The 18649-nt window shown below is 71.6% G+C and carries 15 protein-coding genes and 3 tRNA genes; 4 read left to right on the top strand and 14 right to left on the bottom strand.

All coding sequences use genetic code 11. The annotated features are described in order from the left end of the window. Positions 1-212 precede the first annotated feature (212 nt). The 3 genes from AC07A4_RS26175 to hrpA form a co-directional block, all read right to left on the bottom strand. Complete coding sequence (locus tag AC07A4_RS26175) at positions 213-434, bottom strand: DUF6274 family protein (protein WP_478602823.1); 222 nt, start codon at positions 432-434, stop codon at positions 213-215. 201 nt (positions 435-635) lie between these two features. Beyond that, positions 636-710, bottom strand: a tRNA-Asp gene (locus tag AC07A4_RS26170). A 112-nt stretch (positions 711-822) separates the two neighbouring features. Then, positions 823-4764 (bottom strand): ATP-dependent RNA helicase HrpA, encoded by a 3942-nt coding sequence (hrpA, locus tag AC07A4_RS26165; protein ID WP_478602821.1) that lies wholly within the window; start codon positions 4762-4764, stop codon positions 823-825. A gap of 83 nt (positions 4765-4847) precedes the next feature. Between hrpA and AC07A4_RS26160 the strand changes: the two genes are divergently transcribed. The 3 genes from AC07A4_RS26160 to AC07A4_RS26150 all read left to right on the top strand — a co-directional run bounded on the left by AC07A4_RS26160 (position 4848) and on the right by AC07A4_RS26150 (position 6907). Then, positions 4848-5222 (top strand): hypothetical protein, encoded by a 375-nt coding sequence (locus tag AC07A4_RS26160; RefSeq protein WP_478602819.1) that lies wholly within the window; start codon positions 4848-4850, stop codon positions 5220-5222. A gap of 69 nt (positions 5223-5291) precedes the next feature. Further along, positions 5292-6062: a DsbA family protein gene (locus tag AC07A4_RS26155; protein WP_478602817.1), complete on the top strand. Its 771-nt coding sequence runs from the start codon at positions 5292-5294 to the stop codon at positions 6060-6062. Next, complete coding sequence (locus tag AC07A4_RS26150) at positions 6059-6907, top strand: cytochrome c biogenesis CcdA family protein (RefSeq protein WP_478602815.1); 849 nt, start codon at positions 6059-6061, stop codon at positions 6905-6907. The genes AC07A4_RS26155 and AC07A4_RS26150 overlap by 4 nt, the downstream gene beginning before the upstream one ends. A gap of 128 nt (positions 6908-7035) precedes the next feature. Here AC07A4_RS26150 and AC07A4_RS26145 read toward each other — a convergent pair. The 8 genes from AC07A4_RS26145 to AC07A4_RS26110 form a co-directional block, all read right to left on the bottom strand. Then, positions 7036-7109, bottom strand: a tRNA-Phe gene (locus tag AC07A4_RS26145). A 27-nt stretch (positions 7110-7136) separates the two neighbouring features. Continuing rightward, positions 7137-7211, bottom strand: a tRNA-Asp gene (locus AC07A4_RS26140). A 215-nt stretch (positions 7212-7426) separates the two neighbouring features. Next, positions 7427-7618: an acyl-CoA carboxylase epsilon subunit gene (locus AC07A4_RS26135; RefSeq protein ID WP_478602813.1), complete on the bottom strand. Its 192-nt coding sequence runs from the start codon at positions 7616-7618 to the stop codon at positions 7427-7429. A gap of 26 nt (positions 7619-7644) precedes the next feature. After that, complete coding sequence (locus AC07A4_RS26130; protein ID WP_478602811.1) at positions 7645-9201, bottom strand: acyl-CoA carboxylase subunit beta; 1557 nt, start codon at positions 9199-9201, stop codon at positions 7645-7647. Beyond that, positions 9198-10202, bottom strand: a complete 1005-nt coding sequence (locus AC07A4_RS26125; protein ID WP_478602810.1) for a Gfo/Idh/MocA family protein — start codon at positions 10200-10202, stop codon at positions 9198-9200. The genes AC07A4_RS26130 and AC07A4_RS26125 overlap by 4 nt, the downstream gene beginning before the upstream one ends. Next, a complete protein-coding gene (locus tag AC07A4_RS26120; RefSeq protein ID WP_478602808.1) occupies positions 10195-11679 on the bottom strand; it encodes an NDP-hexose 2,3-dehydratase family protein in 1485 nt (494 codons plus the stop codon). Before AC07A4_RS26120 ends, AC07A4_RS26125 begins: the two co-directional genes overlap by 8 nt. 82 nt (positions 11680-11761) lie before the next feature. Further along, the gene (gene rfbH, locus AC07A4_RS26115; protein WP_478602806.1) at positions 11762-13069 is read right to left on the bottom strand and encodes a lipopolysaccharide biosynthesis protein RfbH; all 1308 of its coding nucleotides are present in this window, start codon (positions 13067-13069) and stop codon (positions 11762-11764) included. A 37-nt stretch (positions 13070-13106) separates the two neighbouring features. Then, the gene (locus AC07A4_RS26110; protein WP_478602804.1) at positions 13107-14105 is read right to left on the bottom strand and encodes an NAD-dependent epimerase/dehydratase family protein; all 999 of its coding nucleotides are present in this window, start codon (positions 14103-14105) and stop codon (positions 13107-13109) included. A gap of 128 nt (positions 14106-14233) precedes the next feature. Here AC07A4_RS26110 and AC07A4_RS26105 point away from each other — a divergent pair, with 128 nt between their 5' ends. Continuing rightward, positions 14234-14848 (top strand): dTDP-4-dehydrorhamnose 3,5-epimerase family protein, encoded by a 615-nt coding sequence (locus AC07A4_RS26105; protein WP_478602802.1) that lies wholly within the window; start codon positions 14234-14236, stop codon positions 14846-14848. A gap of 180 nt (positions 14849-15028) precedes the next feature. On the opposite strand, the gene AC07A4_RS26100 is transcribed toward AC07A4_RS26105, so the two are convergent. The 3 genes from AC07A4_RS26100 to AC07A4_RS26090 are packed head-to-tail and all read right to left on the bottom strand — an operon-like array spanning position 15029 to position 18635. Next, positions 15029-16585, bottom strand: a complete 1557-nt coding sequence (locus tag AC07A4_RS26100) for an FAD-dependent oxidoreductase (RefSeq protein WP_478602800.1) — start codon at positions 16583-16585, stop codon at positions 15029-15031. Beyond that, positions 16582-17571, bottom strand: coding sequence for a dTDP-glucose 4,6-dehydratase (gene rfbB, locus AC07A4_RS26095; RefSeq protein WP_478602798.1), 990 nt, complete (start codon positions 17569-17571; stop codon positions 16582-16584). The genes AC07A4_RS26100 and rfbB overlap by 4 nt, the downstream gene beginning before the upstream one ends. Continuing rightward, a complete protein-coding gene (locus tag AC07A4_RS26090; protein ID WP_478602796.1) occupies positions 17568-18635 on the bottom strand; it encodes a glucose-1-phosphate thymidylyltransferase in 1068 nt (355 codons plus the stop codon). The genes rfbB and AC07A4_RS26090 overlap by 4 nt, the downstream gene beginning before the upstream one ends. Positions 18636-18649: the final 14 nt, after the last annotated feature.

Below are 18649 nucleotides of genomic sequence, written 5' to 3'. Positions count from 1 at the left end.
ACATATTAGATTGACCTGTTGTAGGACGGGTGTAAGTTCACCGGTTTTGGAAACCCGTCCGGTGACTACCGTCACACGTTCCGTGGCTTGTTGCCCTCAGTGTCCGTGCGCTAATGGGGCGTAGTGCGCCGACCGGGAGAAGCCGCCCGCGCGAACGCGCCGGTCCCGTGCTCAGCTTCCCACCGTGGGAGTACCGTGCGCTTCGCCTTTGGTCATGCCTTGGGGGGACTTTCGTCCTCCCGTTGCTCGGGGACCCGCTCGGGCGCCTCGGCGGCCTCGTGGGCCTCGTCGGTGGCGGGCTCCATGGCGAGCCGCAGCAGCCGGTGGCAGATGGGGCAGTGCCGGGTCAGGTGCCGGTAGCCCGACGCCGCCGAGAGGTGTGCGCGCAGCAGGGCGCGGGTCTCGTGCCGTGCGGATGCGGGGACTGGCGTCACGCGTCACCTCCTGGGGGCCCCGGAGGCGTGCCCGCCTCCTGGTCCCTGGTCCCTGTGCCCTCTGTCTGAGGTACCGGCGGAATGTGACGGCGTCAAGAAGGAGGGCGGGGAACGGGCCGTCGGCCCTCGGTCGAAGGACCGTCGGCCAGCAACACGAAAGCGGGGCCGCATCCGTGAGGGATGCGGCCCCGCTCTGCACTGCGGTCCTGACGGGATTTGAACCCGCGGCCTCCACCTTGACAGGGTGGCGAGCACTCCAAACTGCTCCACAGGACCAGGTTTCGCGGCGCTTGTACTGCGTTGCGCTGCGAGAAGGACTGTACAGGAGTGCAGGCCAGCGGTCGAACTCACTCTGAGTGCCCGCTCGATTACGGTGCTGCCCGCCCGGTTACGGCACCGCCGCGTCGATCGCCTTCACGATGCGCTTGTCCGAGACGGGGTAGGCCGTGCCGAGGGCGTGGGCGAAGTAGCTGACCCGCAGCTCCTCGATCATCCAGCGGATGTCCAGGACCTCCTGCGGGACCGGGCGCCCTCGCGGCAGCTGCTCCAGGAGCCAGGCGTACTCGTCGCGCATCTCGCGGACCTTCTCCATGCGCGTGGTGTCCCGCTGGGCGTTCGCGGGCATCTGCTGCAGGCGGCGGTCCGCGGCGACCATGTAGCGCATCAGGTCCGGCAGTCTGCGGATGCCCGTCGCGGTGACGAAGCCGGGCTTGATGAGGGCGTCCAGCTGCTCCCGCACGTCCTGGAGGTTGGCGAGCAGCGCGGGGCTCCGCGTGGACTTCAGGCGCCGCTCACAGGCCTGCCAGGCGGCGAGGACCTGCTGCACCTGGGCGACCGTGCGGACCGTCGCGTCGACGATCTCGGCGCGCACCTTCTCGTAGAGCTTGCGGTAGGACTCCTCGTCCCACACCGGGCCGCCGAAGTCCGCGATCAGCTTGTCCGCGGCGGCCGTGGCGCAGTCGGCGAACAGGGCGGGCATGGAGCCGTGCGGATTCGCGGACAGGGCGAGCTTCTGCTGGTTGGACAGCTTGTCCTGGGCGAACTTGGCCGGATTCACCGGGATGTTGCGCAGGATCAGGCGGCGCGTGCCCTTCCACATGGCCTCGGCCTGCTCCGCCTCGGTGTCGAAGAGGCGCACGGAGACCGTGTCGCCGTCGTCGACGAGGGCCGGGTAGGCCTTCACCGGCTGGCCCGCCCTGCGGGTCTCGAAGACGCGGCTGAGCGCGTCGATGCTCCAGTCCGTGAGGCCCGACTTCTCCAGCGCGGCGCCGCCCGTGCGCTCCGCCGTGGCGGCCGCGGCCTGGGACAGGGCCTTGCGGGCCTTCGGCTTGAGCTGGAGCTTCAGGACCTCCAGGTCCTTGTCCTCGGCGAGCTTGCGGCGCCGCTCGTCGGTGATCCGGAAGGTGATCTTCAGGTGTTCGGGCACGCGCGTCAGGTCGAAGTCGTCCGGTGAGACGGGCACCCCGACCATCCGCTGCAGCTCGCGCGCGAGCGTGACGTGCAGCGGCTCCTGGAGTGGCACCGCGCGCTCCAGGAACGCCTTCGCGAAGTTGGGCGCCGGGACGTAGTTCCGGCGGATGGGCTTGGGCAGGGAGCGGATCAGCTCGACCACGACCTCCTCGCGCAGGCCCGGGATCTGCCAGTCGAAGCCCTCGTCGGTGACCTGGTTCAGGACCTGTAGCGGGACGTGGACGGTCACGCCGTCCGCGTCCGCGCCCGGTTCGAACTGGTACGTCACCCGGAACGTGAGCTGCCCCTGACGCCAGGAGTCGGGGTAGTCGTCCTTGGAGACGTCCCCCGCCTTCTCGTTGATCAGCATCGACCGCTCGAAGTCGAGGAGCTCGGGCTCCTCGCGCTGCTTCTTCTTCCACCAGGAGTCGAAGTGCGCGCCCGACACGACGTCCTCGGGCACGCGCTGGTCGTAGAAGTCGAAGAGCGTCTCGTCGTCGACGAGGATGTCCCGGCGGCGCGCCCGGTGCTCCAGCTCCTCGACCTCGGTGAGCAGCTTGCGGTTGGCGGCGAAGAACTTGTGGTGCGTGCGCCAGTCGCCCTCGACGAGCGCGTTGCGGATGAACAGGTCGCGGGAGACCTCGGGGTCGATGCGGCCGTAGTTCACCTTGCGGTCGGTGACGAGCGGGACGCCGTACAGCGTCACCTTCTCGTACGCCATCACGGCCGCCTGGTCCTTCTCCCAGTGCGGTTCGCTGTACGTGCGCTTGAGCAGGTGCTGGGCGAGCGGCTCGACCCACTCCGGCTCGACGCGCGCGTTCACCCGCGCCCACAGGCGTGACGTTTCGACCAGCTCGGCGGACATCACGAAGCGCGGCGGCTTCTTGAAAAGGGCCGAGCCCGGGAAGATCGCGAACTTGGCGCTCCGCGCCCCCAGGTACTCGTTCTTGGCGCCGTCCTTCACGTCCTTCATGCCGACGTGGCTCAGCAGCCCGGCGAGCAGCGAGATGTGCACCTGCTTCTCGGCGGCGTCGCTGTCGTTGAGGTGGATGCCCATCTGCTTGGCGACCGTGCGCAGTTGGGAGTAGATGTCCTGCCACTCGCGGATGCGCAGGAAGTTCAGGTACTCCCGCTTGCACATGCGGCGGAACGCGGAGGAGCCGAGCTCCTTCTGCTGTTCGCGCACGTACCGCCACAGGTTCAGATACGCCAGGAAGTCCGACGTCTCGTCCTTGAACCGGGCGTGCTGCTGGTCGGCCTGCGTCTGCTTGTCGGCGGGGCGCTCGCGCGGGTCCTGGATGGACAGGGCGGCGGCGATCACCATGACCTCGCGGACGCAGCCGTTCCGGTCGGCCTCCAGGACCATGCGGGCCAGGCGCGGGTCCACGGGCAGCTGGGCGAGCTTGCGGCCCTGCGGGGTGAGGCGCTTGCGCGGGTCCTTCTGCGCCGGGTCGAGGGCGCCGAGCTCCTGGAGGAGCTGCACGCCGTCGCGGATGTTGCGGTGGTCCGGCGGGTCGATGAAGGGGAACTTCTCGATGTCGCCGAGCCCGGCCGCGGTCATCTGGAGGATGACGGACGCCAGGTTCGTACGGAGGATCTCCGCGTCCGTGAACTCGGGGCGGGCGAGGAAGTCGTCCTCGGAGTACAGCCGGATACAGATGCCGTCCGACGTACGCCCGCAGCGGCCCTTGCGCTGGTTGGCGCTGGCCTGGCTGATCGCCTCGATGGGCAGCCGCTGCACCTTCGTGCGGTGGCTGTAGCGCGAGATGCGGGCGGTGCCCGGGTCGATCACGTACTTGATGCCCGGGACGGTCAGGGAGGTCTCGGCGACGTTGGTCGCCAGGACGATTCTTCGGCCGGTGTGCTGCTGGAAGACGCGGTGCTGCTCGGCGTGCGAAAGCCGCGCGTACAGCGGAAGCACCTCGGTGAACTTGTACTTCTTCTTCTCCAGCGCGTCCGCCGTGTCGCGGATCTCGCGTTCGCCGGAGAGGAAGACGAGGATGTCGCCCTTGCCCTCGGCCTGGAGCTCCTCGACGGCGTCCGTGATCGCGGTGATCTGGTCGCGGTCCGGGTCGTCGCCCTCCTCCTCCAGGAGCGGGCGGTAGCGCACCTCCACCGGATAGGTGCGGCCGCTGACCTCGATGATCGGGGCGTCGCCGAAGTGGCGCGAGAACCGCTCCGGGTCGATGGTCGCGGAGGTGATCACGACCTTCAGGTCCGGGCGCTTGGGCAGGAGCCGGGCCAGATAGCCGAGCAGGAAGTCGATGTTGAGGCTGCGCTCGTGGGCCTCGTCGATGATGATCGTGTCGTACGCGCGCAGCTCGCGGTCCGTCTGGATCTCGGCCAGCAGGATGCCGTCCGTCATCAGCTTCACGTACGTGCCGTCGCCGACCTGGTCGGTGAAGCGGACCTTCCAGCCGACGGCCTCGCCGAGCGGGGTGTTCAGCTCGTCGGCGACGCGCTCGGCGACCGTGCGGGCGGCGATGCGGCGCGGCTGCGTGTGGCCGATCAGGCCGCGCACGCCCCGGCCGAGCTCCAGGCAGATCTTGGGGATCTGCGTGGTCTTGCCGGAGCCCGTCTCACCGGCGACGATCACGACCTGGTGGTCGCGGATCGCCTCCAGGATGGCGTCCTTCTTCTGGCTGACCGGTAGCTGTTCGGGGTAGGTGATCGCGGGCACGCCGTCGGCGCGGCCCGCCATCGTGGACTCGGCCCGCTCGATGTCCGTCGCGATCTCGGCGAGGACGGTGGCCCGGGCCTCGGGCTTGCGGATCCGGCGCGCACCTTCGAGCCGCCGGCCGATGCGGTGCTGGTCGCGCAGCGACAGCTCCGACAGGCGGGGGGCGAGGGCGTCGAGGGTGAGGGCGGGCTGCGTAGACATACGCGGTCCAGGATCTCACCCGGCGCTCGCGGGTGGCCAACCGATTTACTCCGGCGCGGCCGGTGACACGTACCATTCCGGGCATGTTGTCCCGTGCGCGTTCGCCGTGGTGCCCCTTGGTGGCGGCGCTGCTCGTGGTGCTCGGGGCGTTCTGCGGGCCCGCCTTCGCGCAGCGGCCCGCGCCGCCGGTAGAGCGGGCCGCGCACGTCTTCGCCCAGGACGCCGACGGCCGCGGGGTGCCGGGCTGCGGCCCGAGCGACGCCTCTGACCTGGGGCAGCGGCCCGCGGTGCCGCCGCGGCCCGGTCAGGCCTTCGAGCTCCCGCACGCCGCGTGCGGTGTCCGGGGCCTCGGTGACGCCTGGGCCGCCGGCCTCGCCGTGCCGGGCGTGCTGCCGTCGCGCGCCCCGCCGCCGCTCGCGCCGCCCTCACCGGTGGACCTCTCCGTACTGCGCGTGTAGGAGGCCCCTGTCTCAGGGGCCCCTTCAGCTACGCACGCGATACACACGCAACAGGAGAAGCGCATCACCATGTCCACCACCGCACGCAAGAAGAAGACCATCGCCCTCGTCGCCGCGGTGGTCGTCGCCGCCGGGGCGCTCGGCCTCGCCTCGTACACGGCCACCAAGCCGGAGGACTCCTCCTCCGCCCGGTCCTCGGCGTCCGCCGGGAAGGGCGCGGACTCCGCCGCGCCGGAGGCGGGCGTCTTCCCCGAGCTGGAGGCCCTCGCGCGGCGCGACGCCAAGGACCCGCTGGCCCAGGGCAAGGCCGACGCCCCCGTCGTCATGATCGAGTTCGCGGACTTCAAGTGCGGCTTCTGCGGGAAGTTCGCCCGCGACACCGAGCCCGAGCTGGTCAAGAAGTACGTCGACAACGGCACCCTGCGCATCGAGTGGCGCAACTTCCCGATCTTCGGCGAGGACTCCGAGCGGGCGGCGCGCGGCGCCTGGGCCGCGGGCGAGCAGGGCCGGTTCTGGCAGTTCCACGCGGCCGCGTACGCGGACGGCGCCAAGGAGAAGGGCTTCGGCGAGGGGCGGCTCAAGGAGCTCGCGCGCGAGGCCGGCGTCAAGGACGTCGCCCGCTTCCTGCGGGACGTCGAGAGCGACGCGGCCAGGTCGGCGGTGAAGAAGGACCAGGACGAGGGCTACAAGCTCGGCGCCACGTCCACGCCGTCGTTCCTGGTCAACGGGCGGCCCCTCGCGGGCGCGCAGCCGCAGTCCGTCTTCGAGGAGGCGATCGAGAAGGCGGCGGCGGGCCGGGCCAAGGGCGGCGCGGGCGCCAAGGGGGGTGCTGGCAAGTGACGGCCGACGTCGGATACTTCGCCGCCTTCCTCGCCGGTCTCCTCGCCCTGGTCAGCCCGTGCAGCGCGCTGCTGCTCCCGGCGTTCTTCGCGTACTCGATCGACTCCACGTCGCGGCTGCTCGCCCGCACGGGGATCTTCTACGCGGGGCTCGCCACGACCCTGGTGCCGCTCGGGGCCGCCGGGTCCACGGCGGGGCGGTTCTTCTTCGGGCACCGGGAGGAGCTCGTCTTCTGGGCGGGCTGGACGATCATCGCGCTGGGCGTCGCGCAGGTGGTGGGGATCGGGTTCGCCTCCCGTCGTCTGGCTGAGCTTTCGGGGCGCATCCGGCCCACCACGGCGGTGTCGGTGTACGCGCTCGGCGCCGTCTACGGCCTCGCCGGGTTCTGCGCGGGCCCGATCCTCGGCAGCGTCCTGACCGTCGCGGCGGTGAGCGGCAGCCCGGTGTACGGGGGCGCGCTGCTCGCCGTGTACGCGCTGGGGATGGCGGTGCCGCTGTTCGTGCTCGCCGCGCTGTGGGAGCGGTTCGACCTGGGGCGGCGGCGCTGGCTGCGGGGCCGCGCCCTGCGCGTCGGCCGTCTGGAGCTGCACACCACGTCGCTGCTCTCCGGCCTGTTCTTCGTGCTGCTCGGCGCCCTGTTCCTGGCGTACGACGGCGCCGCCGCGCTGCCTGGTCTCCTTGACGTGGACGACTCGTTCGCGGTCCAGGAGCGGGCGAGCCGCATTGGTGACGCGGTGCCGGACTGGGCGGTTCTGGTGGGCCTGGTCGTGGTGGCGGCGGTGGTGGCGCTCGCGGCGGCGCTGCGGGGCCGCCGGGAGCCGGAAGCGGCACCGGAAGCGGAGTAACGGCCCCCGGGTTTGGTGGGCGAGCCTCCCGGGCTCGCCTGCCGAACCCGGACCCGCTCACCCTCCTGTTCGCCCGCTCACGGCGAAACGACGAAGCCCCCGTCCGGAGGACGGGGGCTTCGTGACAGTGGCTGGGGCCGGGATCGAACCGGCGACCTATCGCTTTTCAGGCGATCGCTCGTACCAACTGAGCTACCCAGCCACACAGTTCACCGAAGTGATCTGTAAGCGGTCCTGACGGGATTTGAACCCGCGGCCTCCACCTTGACAGGGTGGCGAGCACTCCAAACTGCTCCACAGGACCAAGCGTTTGTGCGGGAACCAGTCTCGCACAGATTTTTGCGTGCCCCCAACGGAGTTCCGCTCACTGGAGGCCGCCGTCGCCGTGGGGGTGATTCCCGGTGGTGTGGGTGGCGCTCGTCAGTGCTGGTGACGTCGCTGGATCAGCGTATCAGAGAGGAAGGGGTGCGCTGAAAACGATCAGTGGGGAGCGGGTTCGGCAGGGAGCGGGGCCTCGTCCTAAGCGGCCTGCTGCCAGCTGGTGGGGCTGGGGTAGGCGGGGCGGCGCCAGGGGGCGAGGGGGGTGGGCGCGGGTGCGGGGGACTCGTCGGCGGTGGTGAGGGTGAGGAGGACCGCGGTCAGGGCGGCGAGTTCGGCCGCGGAGGGGGTGCCGCGCACCACGCGGAACAGCGGCTCGTCGGATGCGTGCATGGGGGCTCCTTGAGGGGGCGAGGGCGTCACTGGGGCGGGTTGCCGTGTTTGCGGGACGGCAGGTCGGCGTGTTTGGCGTGGAGCATGGCCAGGGCGGAGGCCAGCGCGGAGCGGGTTTCGGCGGGGTCGATGACGTCGTCGACGAGTCCGCGCTCGGCGGCGTAGTAGGGGTGCATGAGCTCGGCCTTGTACTCCTTGACCATGCGGGCGCGCATGGCCTCGGGGTCCTCGGCGGTGGCGATCTGGCGGCGGAAGATGACGTTGGCGGCGCCCTCGGCGCCCATGACGGCGATCTCGTTGGTGGGCCAGGCGAGCGTCAGGTCGGCGCCGATGGACTGGGAGTCCATGACGATGTACGCGCCGCCGTAGGCCTTGCGCAGGATCAGGGAGATGCGCGGCACGGTCGCGTTGCAGTACGCGTACAGGAGCTTGGCGCCGTGGCGGATGATGCCGCCGTGCTCCTGGTCGACGCCGGGCAGGAAGCCGGGCACGTCCACCAGGGTGACGAGGGGGATGTTGAAGGCGTCGCAGAACTGGACGAAGCGTGCCGCCTTTTCGCTCGCTCCGATGTCGAGGACACCGGCGAGGGCCAGGGGCTGGTTGGCGACCAGGCCGGTCACCCGGCCGTCGATCCTGGCGAGGGCGCAGATGACGTTCGTCGCCCAGTGCTCGTGGACCTCCAGGAAGTCGCCGTCGTCGACGAGCTCCCCGATGACCTGACGCATGTCGTAGGGGCGGCTGCCGTCCGCCGGGACGAGGTCGACCAGGCCTTCGGTGCGGCGGTCGACGGGGTCGTCGCTGGGGGTGACGGGCGGGTTCTCGCGGTTGTTCGGCGGGAGCAGCGTGAGCAGGTAGCGGACCTCGGCGAGGCAGGTCTCCTCGTCGTCGTACGCGAAGTGGCAGACGCCGGAGGTCTCGGCGTGCACGTCGGCGCCGCCGAGTCCGTTCTGCGAGATCTCCTCACCGGTCACCGCGCGGACCACGTCGGGCCCGGTGATGAACATCTGGGAGGTGTCGCGGACCATGAAGACGAAGTCGGTGAGGGCGGGGCTGTAGGCGGCGCCGCCCGCGCACGGGCCGAGCATCACGGAGATCTGCGGGATGACGCCGGAGGCCCTGGTGTTGCGCTGGAAGATGCCGCCGTATCCGGCGAGGGCGGAGACGCCCTCCTGGATGCGGGCGCCCGCGCCGTCGTTCAGGGAGACCAGCGGTGCGCCCGCGGCGATGGCCATGTCCATGATCTTGTGGATCTTGGTGGCGTGCGCCTCGCCGAGGGCGCCTCCGAAGATCCGGAAGTCGTGGGCGTACACGAAGACCGTACGGCCCTCGACCGTGCCCCAGCCGGTGATGACACCGTCCGTGTAAGGCTTCTTCGCCTCCAGGCCGAAGCCGGTGGCGCGGTGCCGCCGCAGCTGCTCGACCTCCTGGAACGAGTCGGGGTCGAGAAGCAGCTCGATGCGTTCGCGCGCGGTCAGCTTGCCCTTGGCGTGCTGTGCCTCCGTCGCCTTCTCGCTGGGCCCGCGCCGGGCCCGCTCGCGCAGCGCGTGCAGCTCGGCCACGCGTCCGGACGTGGTCTCGGTCATGCCGGTACTCCTCCCAAGCCGTGCGCGGCGGCGCCCGCCCGGGCCCGTACCGCGTCCAGGAGCGTGGCCTGGGCCAGGCACTCCGCGGCGGCCGCCGGGTCGGTGGCGCCCGAGCGGACCGCGTGCGTGAACGCCCGCACGGTGGCGGCCACTTGGTCGTGCGGCGCGAGGGTCAGCTCGCGCGGGCCGCGCGCGTCGGTGATCCACACCGCTGGCTTGTGGTCGGCGGGCGGGGTGAACGCGGGCTCGACCCTGATCCGGCCCGTGCTGCCCCACAGCTCGTACGCCGAGCGGTAGGCGTGCTCCATGCCGAAGGCCAGCTGTCCGAGGACCCCGCCCCGGGACCGCACGAGCACCGCGCCCGCCGTCTCCACCGGCGAGCCGCCCGTGTGCTCCAGGGCGGCGGCCAGGACCTCCACGTCCGCGCCGAGGAAGTGCAGCGCGGCCCGCACCGGGTAGTAGCCGACGTCGAGCAGGGCGCCGCCGCCCAGGTCGGGGCGGTGGCGGATGTTGCCGGGCGGCAGGGCGGGGATGGCGAAGGCCGCGCTGAAGCCGCGCAGTTCGCCGATCGCGCCGCCCGCCACCAGCTCCCGCACCACCGCGTGCTGCGGGTGGTGGACGAACATCACGTTCTCCCTCAGGACCAGGCCCGAGGCGCGGGCCAGGCCGAGGAGCGCGGCCGTGGTGCGGGCGTCGGCCGTCAGCGGCTTCTCCGCGAGGACGTGTTTTCCGGCCCGCAGCGCCCGCTCGGCCCACTCGGCGTGCAGCGAGACGGGCAGCGGTACGTACACGGCGTCCACGTCGTCGCGTGCGAGCACGGCGTCGTACGAGTCGACGGCCGCGCAGCCGTACGCGGCGGCCACATCGCGTGCCCGCTCGCCGCTCCTGCTGGCCACCGCGGTCAGCTCGACCTCGGGGTCCGCGGCCATGGCGGGCAGCACCCGGCGGCGGGCGATGTCCGCGGTGCCGAGGACGGCGACGCGCAGCGGGCGTTCAGTCATTCTTCCGGTGTCCCATGGCGTTGAGGCAGGCGAGCAGCGTCCTGGCCTGCACGTTGACGTAGTGGCCGTGTTTGATCAGTGCGGTGAGCTGGGCGACCGTCACCCACTGGAAGCCCGCCGGGGGCTCGACGGGTGCCTGCTCCTCGTCCGCCTCGACGACCAGGTAGCGGTTCTCGGCGTGCAGGAAGCGGCCGCCCTCCTCGGAGTGGGTGACGTCGTAGCGGACGCGGTCGGCGGGGGCGGACAGGACCAGGTCGAGGAAGGGCGGGCGGGCGGCGGGCCCGGCGAAGTTGTCCGGCGCCGCCTGCACGGTCGGGGCGAGTTCCACCGTGTCCAGGAAGCCGCCCTCGACCTTGGCGTTGGCCAGGACGTGCAGGACCCCGTCGAAGGTGCGGGTGAGGAAGGCGGCGACGCCCCGGCTGCACGGCTCGATCAGCGGCTGGGTCCAGCTGCTCACCTCGCGGTTGCCCGCCCGGACCTCGACGGCGACCACCCGGAACCAGCGGCCGTCGGCCTTCCCGATGCGGGTCTCGTCGCGGGTCCAGTCGGGCACGTCGGCGAGCGGGATCCGCTCGGCCCTGACGTCGTACCGGGAGCGCTCGGCGGTGAACCAGGAGAGCAGCTCCACGTCGGTCAGGAGCGCGCCCGACCGCGGGTCGCGGGAGCGGGCCAGGGCGCGCGGGAAGCCGTCGTCGGTGGGGTCCGCCGCGGGGCCTTCGGCCGCCGGGGAGCGGGGGCTGAACGCGGGCAGGCAGGCGAGGACCGTGCGCGAGTCCATGTTGACGAGGTTGTCCTGGTGCAGGAGCTCGCCCAGCTGTCCGAGGGTGAGCCAGCAGAAGTCCTCGTCGAGCGGGACGTCGCCGTCCACCTCGACGATCATGTTGCGGTTGCTCTTGCGGAAGAACCACGAGCCGTGCTCGGACTGCAGCACGTCGGCGAGCACCCGGCCGCGGCCGGGCCCGGTGAAGTACTGGATGTACTTGACGTCCGTGCCCTTGTGGACCTTGGTGTAGTTGCTGCGAGTCGCCTGCACGGTCGGGGACAGCTGGAGCAGGTTGCGGTTGCCCGGCTCCATCTTGGCCTGCATCAGGAAGTGGAGTACGCCGTCGAACTCCTTGGCCAGGATGCCGAGGATGCCGACCTCGGGCTGCTTGATGATCGGCTGGTACCACTCCTTGTGCGGTCCCTCGTCGACGGTGACGTGCAGGCCCTCCACGCTGAAGAAGCGGCCGCTGGCGTGCACCAGGTTCCCGGTGTCCGGCTCGAACGACCAGCCGCGCAGCCGCGCGAAGGGGATCTTCTCGACGTGGAAGGCGCCCGCCCTGCCGCGCCCGTCGAACCAGTCGCGGAACGCTTCGGTGGTCAGTAGTCCGGTCGTGGCGGACGCGGAGCGGGCGATCCGTTCGGCCACCGCGACCGGCTCGCGGGCCTTGACCACGGGCCGGGGCTCCGCCAGTACCGCAAGACTCGACGACATGTACGGTCTCTCCTCATCAAGGGGGGCATCAAGGGGGGCGTTGTGCACGGGAGTTCGGCGGCAGGTGGCTGCCGGCTGCCGGCTACCGGCTCCGGGACGCGACGAACTCGCGGATCGACGTGACCATGTAGTCGGTCATCTCGTCGGTGAGGCCCGGGTAGACGCCGATCCAGAAGGTGTGCTCGGTGATGATGTCCGAGTTGGTGAGATCGCCGACGATCCGGTGCGGTACGTCCTGGTAGGCGGGCTGCCGGGTCAGGTTGCCCGCGAACAGGTTGCGGGTGCCGATCTTCCGTTCCTCCAGGAAGTTGACGAGCTCCTTGCGGGAGAACGGGGCGTCGTCGGCGACGGTGATCACGAACCCGAACCAGCTCGGCTCGCTGCGGAGGGTGGCCTCCGGCAGGATCAGGTGCCGGACGCCGTCCAGGCCCTCCCGCAGGCGCCGCCAGTTGTGGCGGCGGGCCGCGGTGAAGTCGTCGACCTTGGCCAGCTGGGTCAGGCCGAGCGCGGCCTGGAGGTCGGTGGCCTTCAGGTTGTAACCGACGTGCGAGTAGATGTACTTGTGGTCGTAGCCCGCGGGCAGGGTGCCCAGCTGGTAGTCGAACCGCTTGAAGCAGCGGTTGTTCTCGCCCGGCTCGCACCAGCAGTCCCGGCCCCAGTCGCGCATCGACTCGACGATCCGGGCGAGCGCCAGGTTCGACGTCAGGACGCAGCCGCCCTCGCCCATCGTCAGGTGGTGCGCCGGGTAGAAGCTGACCGTGGTCAGGTCGCCGAAGGTGCCGGTGAGCTCGCCGTCGTACAGGGAGCCGACCGCGTCGCAGTTGTCCTCGATGAGGAAGAGGTCGTTCTCCTCGGCGAGCTGGGCGACTTCAGCGACCTCGAAGGGGTTGCCGAGCGCGTGCGCGACCATGATGGCGCGCGTCTTGGGGCCGATCGCGGCCTTGATGCGCTCCGCGGTGGTGTTGTACGTCCTCAGCTCGACGTCGACGAAGACCGGCACCAGGCCGTTCTGCAGGATCGGGTTGACCGTGGTGGGGAAGCCCGCGGCGACCGTGATGACCTCGTCGCCGGGCTTGAGGCGGCGGTCCTCCAGGTGCGGCGAGGTGAGCGCCGACAGGGCGAGCAGGTTCGCCGAGGAGCCGGAGTTCACCAGGTGGGCCTTGCGCCGCCGCATATAGCGGGCGAAGCGGGACTCGAACCTGCGGGAGCTGGTCCCGGCGGCGATCCGCATGTCGAGGGCCGCCTCGACGAGCGCGACCCGGTCCCCGGGGTCGAGCACCGCACCCGACGGCCAGATCTCGTCGACGCCGGGAACGAACGCGCGGGCCGGCTCCTTCTCCAGGTGGTAGTCCCGCACCTGCTCCAGGATCCGTGCCTTGGTGTCACTCATCTTGTCCTGCCTCCATGGTGAGTTCGGCACGCGGCCGTCAGCGGTGACCCGATGCGGACATCGTCGGCGCCGGTGCTCGAACGGCACTGGACAACGAGTCGTGGTGCGCCCGGCGCGCCTCGGCGAGCAGATCGCTCAGCGAGGTGTCGAGGGTGCGCCGCGGCCGCCAGCCGAGCAGCTCGCGGGCGAGGGAGATGTCCATCCGCTGCCACTCGGCCTCCGGCGGCCGCCCGCCTTCGAGGGGCGCCTCGACGATCTCCGCGCCGCACCCCGCGAGCGCCACGAGCCGCGCCACCAGCTGGCGCACCGACGTGGCCCGCCCGGCGCCGATGTTGATGACCCGGCCGGTCACCCGTGACCCGGCGGCGGCGACGGCCGCGTCCGCCACGTCGCGTACGTCGACGAAGTCGCGGTGGGCGAGCAGCGGCGCGAGCCGCAGCGGTTCGGCGGCCCCGGCGGCCAGGTGCCGGGCGACCAGGCCGAGCAGGCTGACGGGGGATGTGCCGGGCCCCGACACGTTGGAGACGCGCAGCACGACGCCGTCCGTGCCGGAGTCGAGCAGGGCCCGGGCCCCGGCGAGCTTGGACCGGCCGTACGGGGTGAGGGGGGCCGTAGGCGTGGACTCGGTGATGCCGGTGCGCGGCACCGGGCCGTACTCGTGCACCGAGCCCAGATGGATGAGGCGGGGCGGCCGTGCCGCGACCACGCGGCGCACCAGGTCCGCGTTGCAGCGCTCCATGTCGTCCTCGGTGGCGCCCCAGACGGCGCCCGCCGCGTTCACCACCGCGTCGGCGCGCAGGTGCCGGAGCAGGTGCGCGATGTGGGCGGGCTCGGCTCGTACCAGGTCGAGTTCGTGGATCTCGTACGCGGTTGGGGCGGTCGGCGCGGTTGGGGCGGTCGGGGTGGTGCGGGCCACGCCCGCCACCCGCCAGCCCGCCGCCGCGAAGGCCCGGCACACGTGCCCGCCCACGAACCCCGAAGCGCCAAGGACCAGTACCGAACGCCCGCCGTCTGGTTTCCGGTTGCTCGCCGACACCGTTCCCGCCTCCCAAGTCGTCTGTGGTGGAGGCACACTGTGACCGCTCCCGCTAGGGCGTGGGTGGACCGGGCGCCGCCGCGGTGGCGCTACCAGGAATCGAGTCCCGGCCCCTAGCGTCCCGGGGCATGAGGATCGAAGAGACCGCCGTACCGGACGCGTACCGGATCATGCCGAGGCTGCTGCCGGACGCGCGCGGCAGCTTCCACGAGTCGTTCAGGTACGACCTTCTCGCCGCCGAGACCGGGCACTCCTTCCTGCCCCGCCAGGTCAATTACTCGGCGTCCGCCCGCAACACCGTGCGCGGCCTGCACGGGGTGACGATCCCGCCGGGGCAGGCGAAGCTGGTCAGCTGCGTGCGGGGGGCGCTGCTCGACGTCGTGGTCGACGTGCGGGTCGGGTCACCGACGTTCGGGGCGCACGACTGCACGGTCCTCGACGCCCGCAGCGGCCGGGCGGTGTTCGTCGCGGAGGGGCTCGCGCACGGGTTCGTCGCCCTCACGGACGACACGTGCATCAGCTATCTGTGCTCCACGGAGTACGTGCCCGGCACGCAGCTCGACCTGCGGGCGTTCGACCCCGAGTTGGGGCTGCCGTGGGCGAAGTGGCTCACCGGCGAACCTCTGCTTTCGGAGAAGGACGCCCAGGCCCCGACCGTGAGCGAGGCTCGCTCGCTCGGCATGCTGCCTTCGTACGAGGACTGCCTGGAGCTGTACCGGAAGGTTGCGCCTCACGCGGCCTGAGGGGCCCGCAGGATGTGCCGCGTTGTGCCGTCGCGGGGCTGCGGGCGCGCTGTGGCTGGTCGCGCCCACGCGGCGGAGCCGCACATGACACAGCCCCGCGCCCCTTCGGGGCGCTGCCCCTTGCGACGCACGGCGGCCCGTTCCCAGCACCCGGGAACGGGCCGCCGCGCGCCGCCGCCGCTAGGCGGGCTGTGCCGACCTCGTGAGGTCAAACCCCAGCTCCGCCAGCGCCCCCGACGGGGACGTCGTCGCGTCGCCGCGGGCCGCCACGTAGCCGTCCGGGCGGACCAGGAGCCAGTCGGTGGCGGTGGTGCCCAGGGCGCCGGTCACGGCCGGGTCGGGGAGGTCCAGGGTGCGGACGGACGGTCCTGTGCCGGGCTCCCGGGGGGTGCCGAAGGTGAGCAGGAGCCACTCGGGGCGGCGGAGTTCGTCGATCACCCGCTGCCAGGCGGGGGCGGCCGCCAGGCCGTCGGCGTCGACCCGGGACAGCCGCTCGCCGGGGCGGATGCCCGTGGCGGGCGCCGTCCCGAAGGCCAGGGGTCCTTCGCCGTAGCCGAGGCCGAGCGCCGACATGCCGCCCATGATCTTGCGCTGGATGCGGCCCTTGAGGGGCTTGACGTTGCGCGGCACCGCGAAGGCGGCGCGCAGGAACGCCGCCGCCGCGCGGCTGCGCAGCTGGACGAGGAGGGTGGCCATCCGGGTGGTGCGAAGGAGCTCGGCGCCGACCGGGACGCGCTCGGCGCCGTAGGTGTCGAGCAGGGTGTCAGGGGCCTCCTCGCGCAGGACCGCCGCCAGCTTCCAGGAGAGGTTCACGGCGTCCTGGACGCCGGTGTTCATGCCCTGTCCCGAGGCCGGGCTGTGGACGTGGGCGGCGTCGCCCGCGAGCAGCACCCGGCCCTGGCGCATCCGCTCGATCATGCGTTGCTGGATGGTGAAGACCGAGACCCAGGTGGGGAGATGGACGTGGGCCGGTTTCCCCGTACCCGTGGCGATCTTCGCGGCGAAGCGCTCGGCGATCATCCGGTCGTCGCCGCCGTAGGAGGTCTCCGCCGTGTCGAGCAGGCGCCACTTGCCGGGCTCGGGGAACGGGACCATCATCACCGTGCCGCGCGGGGTGCGCATCCAGTGGATGCTGTCCTTCGGCAGGTCGCAGTCGACGACGGCGTCCGCGATCAGCCAGGTCTCGTGGGAGTCGCCCGCGAGCTTCAGGCCGAGCTGCTTGCGGATGGCGCTGTGGCCGCCGTCGGCGCCGACCAGCCAGTCGGCGGTGACCGTCTCGGCCTGGCCGCCGGGCCCGGTGAGGTGGGCGCGCACGCCGTCCTCGCCGAGGTCCTCGAAGCGCTCCAGGCGCACGCCCCACTCGACCGTGACGCCGAGGCGGGCCGCCGCGTCGCGCAGGACCTCCTCGGTGATCACCTGGTCGATCATGAGGGTGAACGGGAAGCGGGTGGGCAGCCTGCTGTAGTCCGTGTCGAAGCGGATCAGACGGCGGCCGTTCTGGTGCAGCGTGAAGTGCTCGACGCGCTGGCCGCGCGGCAGCATCGCGTCCAGGACGCCCATCTGGTCGTACGTTTCGAGGGTGCGGGCGTGCGTGGCGAGCGCCCTGCTGGTGGTGGCCGGTCCCGCGGCCGCGTCCACCAGGCGGACCCGGACGCCGTGCCGGGCCAGCTCGTGGGCGGCGGTGAGCCCGACCGGACCGGCGCCCACGACCAGGACCTGCGGGGCGGATGCCGTCATTTCTGCCTCTCCTCGGTGCCGTGCTTGGCCGCCTTCCACCAGCCTGGGTTGTCCCGGTACCAGGCGGCCGTGGCCGCGAGGCCCTCCTCGAAGGAGACGCGCGGCGCGTAGCCGAGCTCCTCGCGGATCTTGGTCTCGTCGAGGGCGTAGCGCAGGTCGTGGCCCTTGCGGTCGGGCACCCGCACCACGCTCGACCAGTCGTGTCCGGTCAGCTCCAGGAGCCGCTCGGTGAGCTGGCGGTTGGTCTGTTCGTTGCCGCCGCCCACGTTGTAGACCTCGCCCGCCCGGCCCCGGGTGAGGACCAGCTGGATGGCGCGGCAGTGGTCGTCGACGTGCAGCCACTCGCGGATGTTGGCGCCGTCGCCGTACAGCGGGACCCGCTCGCCTTCGAGGAGGTTGGTGACGAAGCGCGGGATCAGCTTCTCCGGGTGCTGGTAAGGACCGTAGTTGTTGGAGCAGCGGGTGATGGAGACGTTCAGGCCGTGGGTGCGCCAGTAGGAGCGGGCGATCAGGTCGGAGCCCGCCTTGGATGCCGCGTAGGGGGAGTTGGGGAGGAGCGGCCACTCCTCGGTCCAGGCGCCCTCGTCGATGGTGCCGTACACCTCGTCGGTGGAGACGTGCACCACGCGCGGCACGCCGGTGCGCAGGGCGGCCTCCAGGACGTTCTGGGTGCCGCCGACGTTGGTCGTGACGAACTCCGCCGCCGACTCCAGGGAGCGGTCCACGTGCGACTCGGCCGCGAAGTGGACCACCGCGTCGTGGCCGGGGAACAGGTCGAGCAGCGCGGGCAGGTCGCAGATGTCGCCCTCGACGAAGGTGAGCCGGGGGTGCGCGGCGGGCAGGTTGTCCCGGTTGCCCGCGTAGGTGAGCTTGTCGAGGACCGTCACCTCCGCGTCCTCGTAGCCCTCGTATCCGCCCTCCAGGAGTGTGCGGACGTAATGCGAGCCGATGAAGCCCGCTCCGCCGGTGACCAGGATCTTCGTCATGCCGCGACCTCCACGCGGGTGTGGTCGCCGACCACCAGGCGGTGGTGGCGGTGGGCGAGGTGGACGCCCGTGACGGCGGCGTTGCGGCCGAGCAGCGAGCCGTGCAGGCCGCGCACTCCGGTGACCGTCGCGCCGTCCAGGGCGATGGAGTGGTCGAGGTGGGTGCCGGACAGGACGCAGTCCTTGCCGATCGCGGTGTACGGGCCGACGTGGCAGTCCTCGAGGACCGTGCCCGCGCCGATCACCGCGGGGCCCACCACCATGGAGCGGACGACGCGCGCGCCCGGCTCGACGACGACGTTGCCGAGGATCGCCGACTCGTCGTCGACCGCGCCGTCCACGCGGCGCTCCAGGGCGTCGAGGAGCATCTCGTTGCACTCCAGGACGTCCTCGACCTTGCCGGTGTCCTTCCAGTAGCCGGTGTACTCCTGGGCCCGCACGGTCTGGCCTTCGGTCACCAGCCACTGGATGGCGTCGGTGATCTCCAGTTCGCCGCGCGCGCTCGGCTCGATCCGGTCGACCGCCTCGTGGATGGCCGGGGTGAAGAAGTACACGCCGATCAGGGCCAGGTTGGAGCGCGGCACCGGCGGCTTCTCCACCAGGCGTTCCACCACGCCGCGCGCGTCGACCTCGGCGACGCCGAACGCGCGCGGGTCCTCGACCCGCGCGACCAGGATCTGCGCGGCGGGGCGCAGCGCGTGGAACTCGGCGGCGGCCTCCTGGATGCCCTGCGGCAGCATGTTGTCGCCGAGGTACATCACGAAGTCGTCGTCGCCGAGGAAGTCCTTGGCCAGTTGCACGCACTGGGCGAGCCCGGCCGGGCTCTCCTGGGGGATGTAGGTGATCCGCATGCCCAGGTCCGAGCCGTCGCCGAGGGCGTCGGCGATCTCCGAGACGTGGTTGCCGACGATCACGCCGACCTCCGTGACCCCGATGTCGCGGATGTTGTCCAACACCCGGACGAGGACCGGCTTGTTGGCGATCGGGATGAGCTGCTTGGGCATGGAGTAGCTGAACGGGCGCAGCCGGCTTCCCGTTCCGCCGGCCAGAACCAGAGCCTTCATGAGGTCCTCTTCCG

The sequence above is a fragment of the Streptomyces sp. NPDC043996 genome (genome assembly GCF_056435225.1).
Note: the sequence above shows the minus strand (reverse complement) of the source record. Positions and strands in the feature narration are given on the sequence as shown.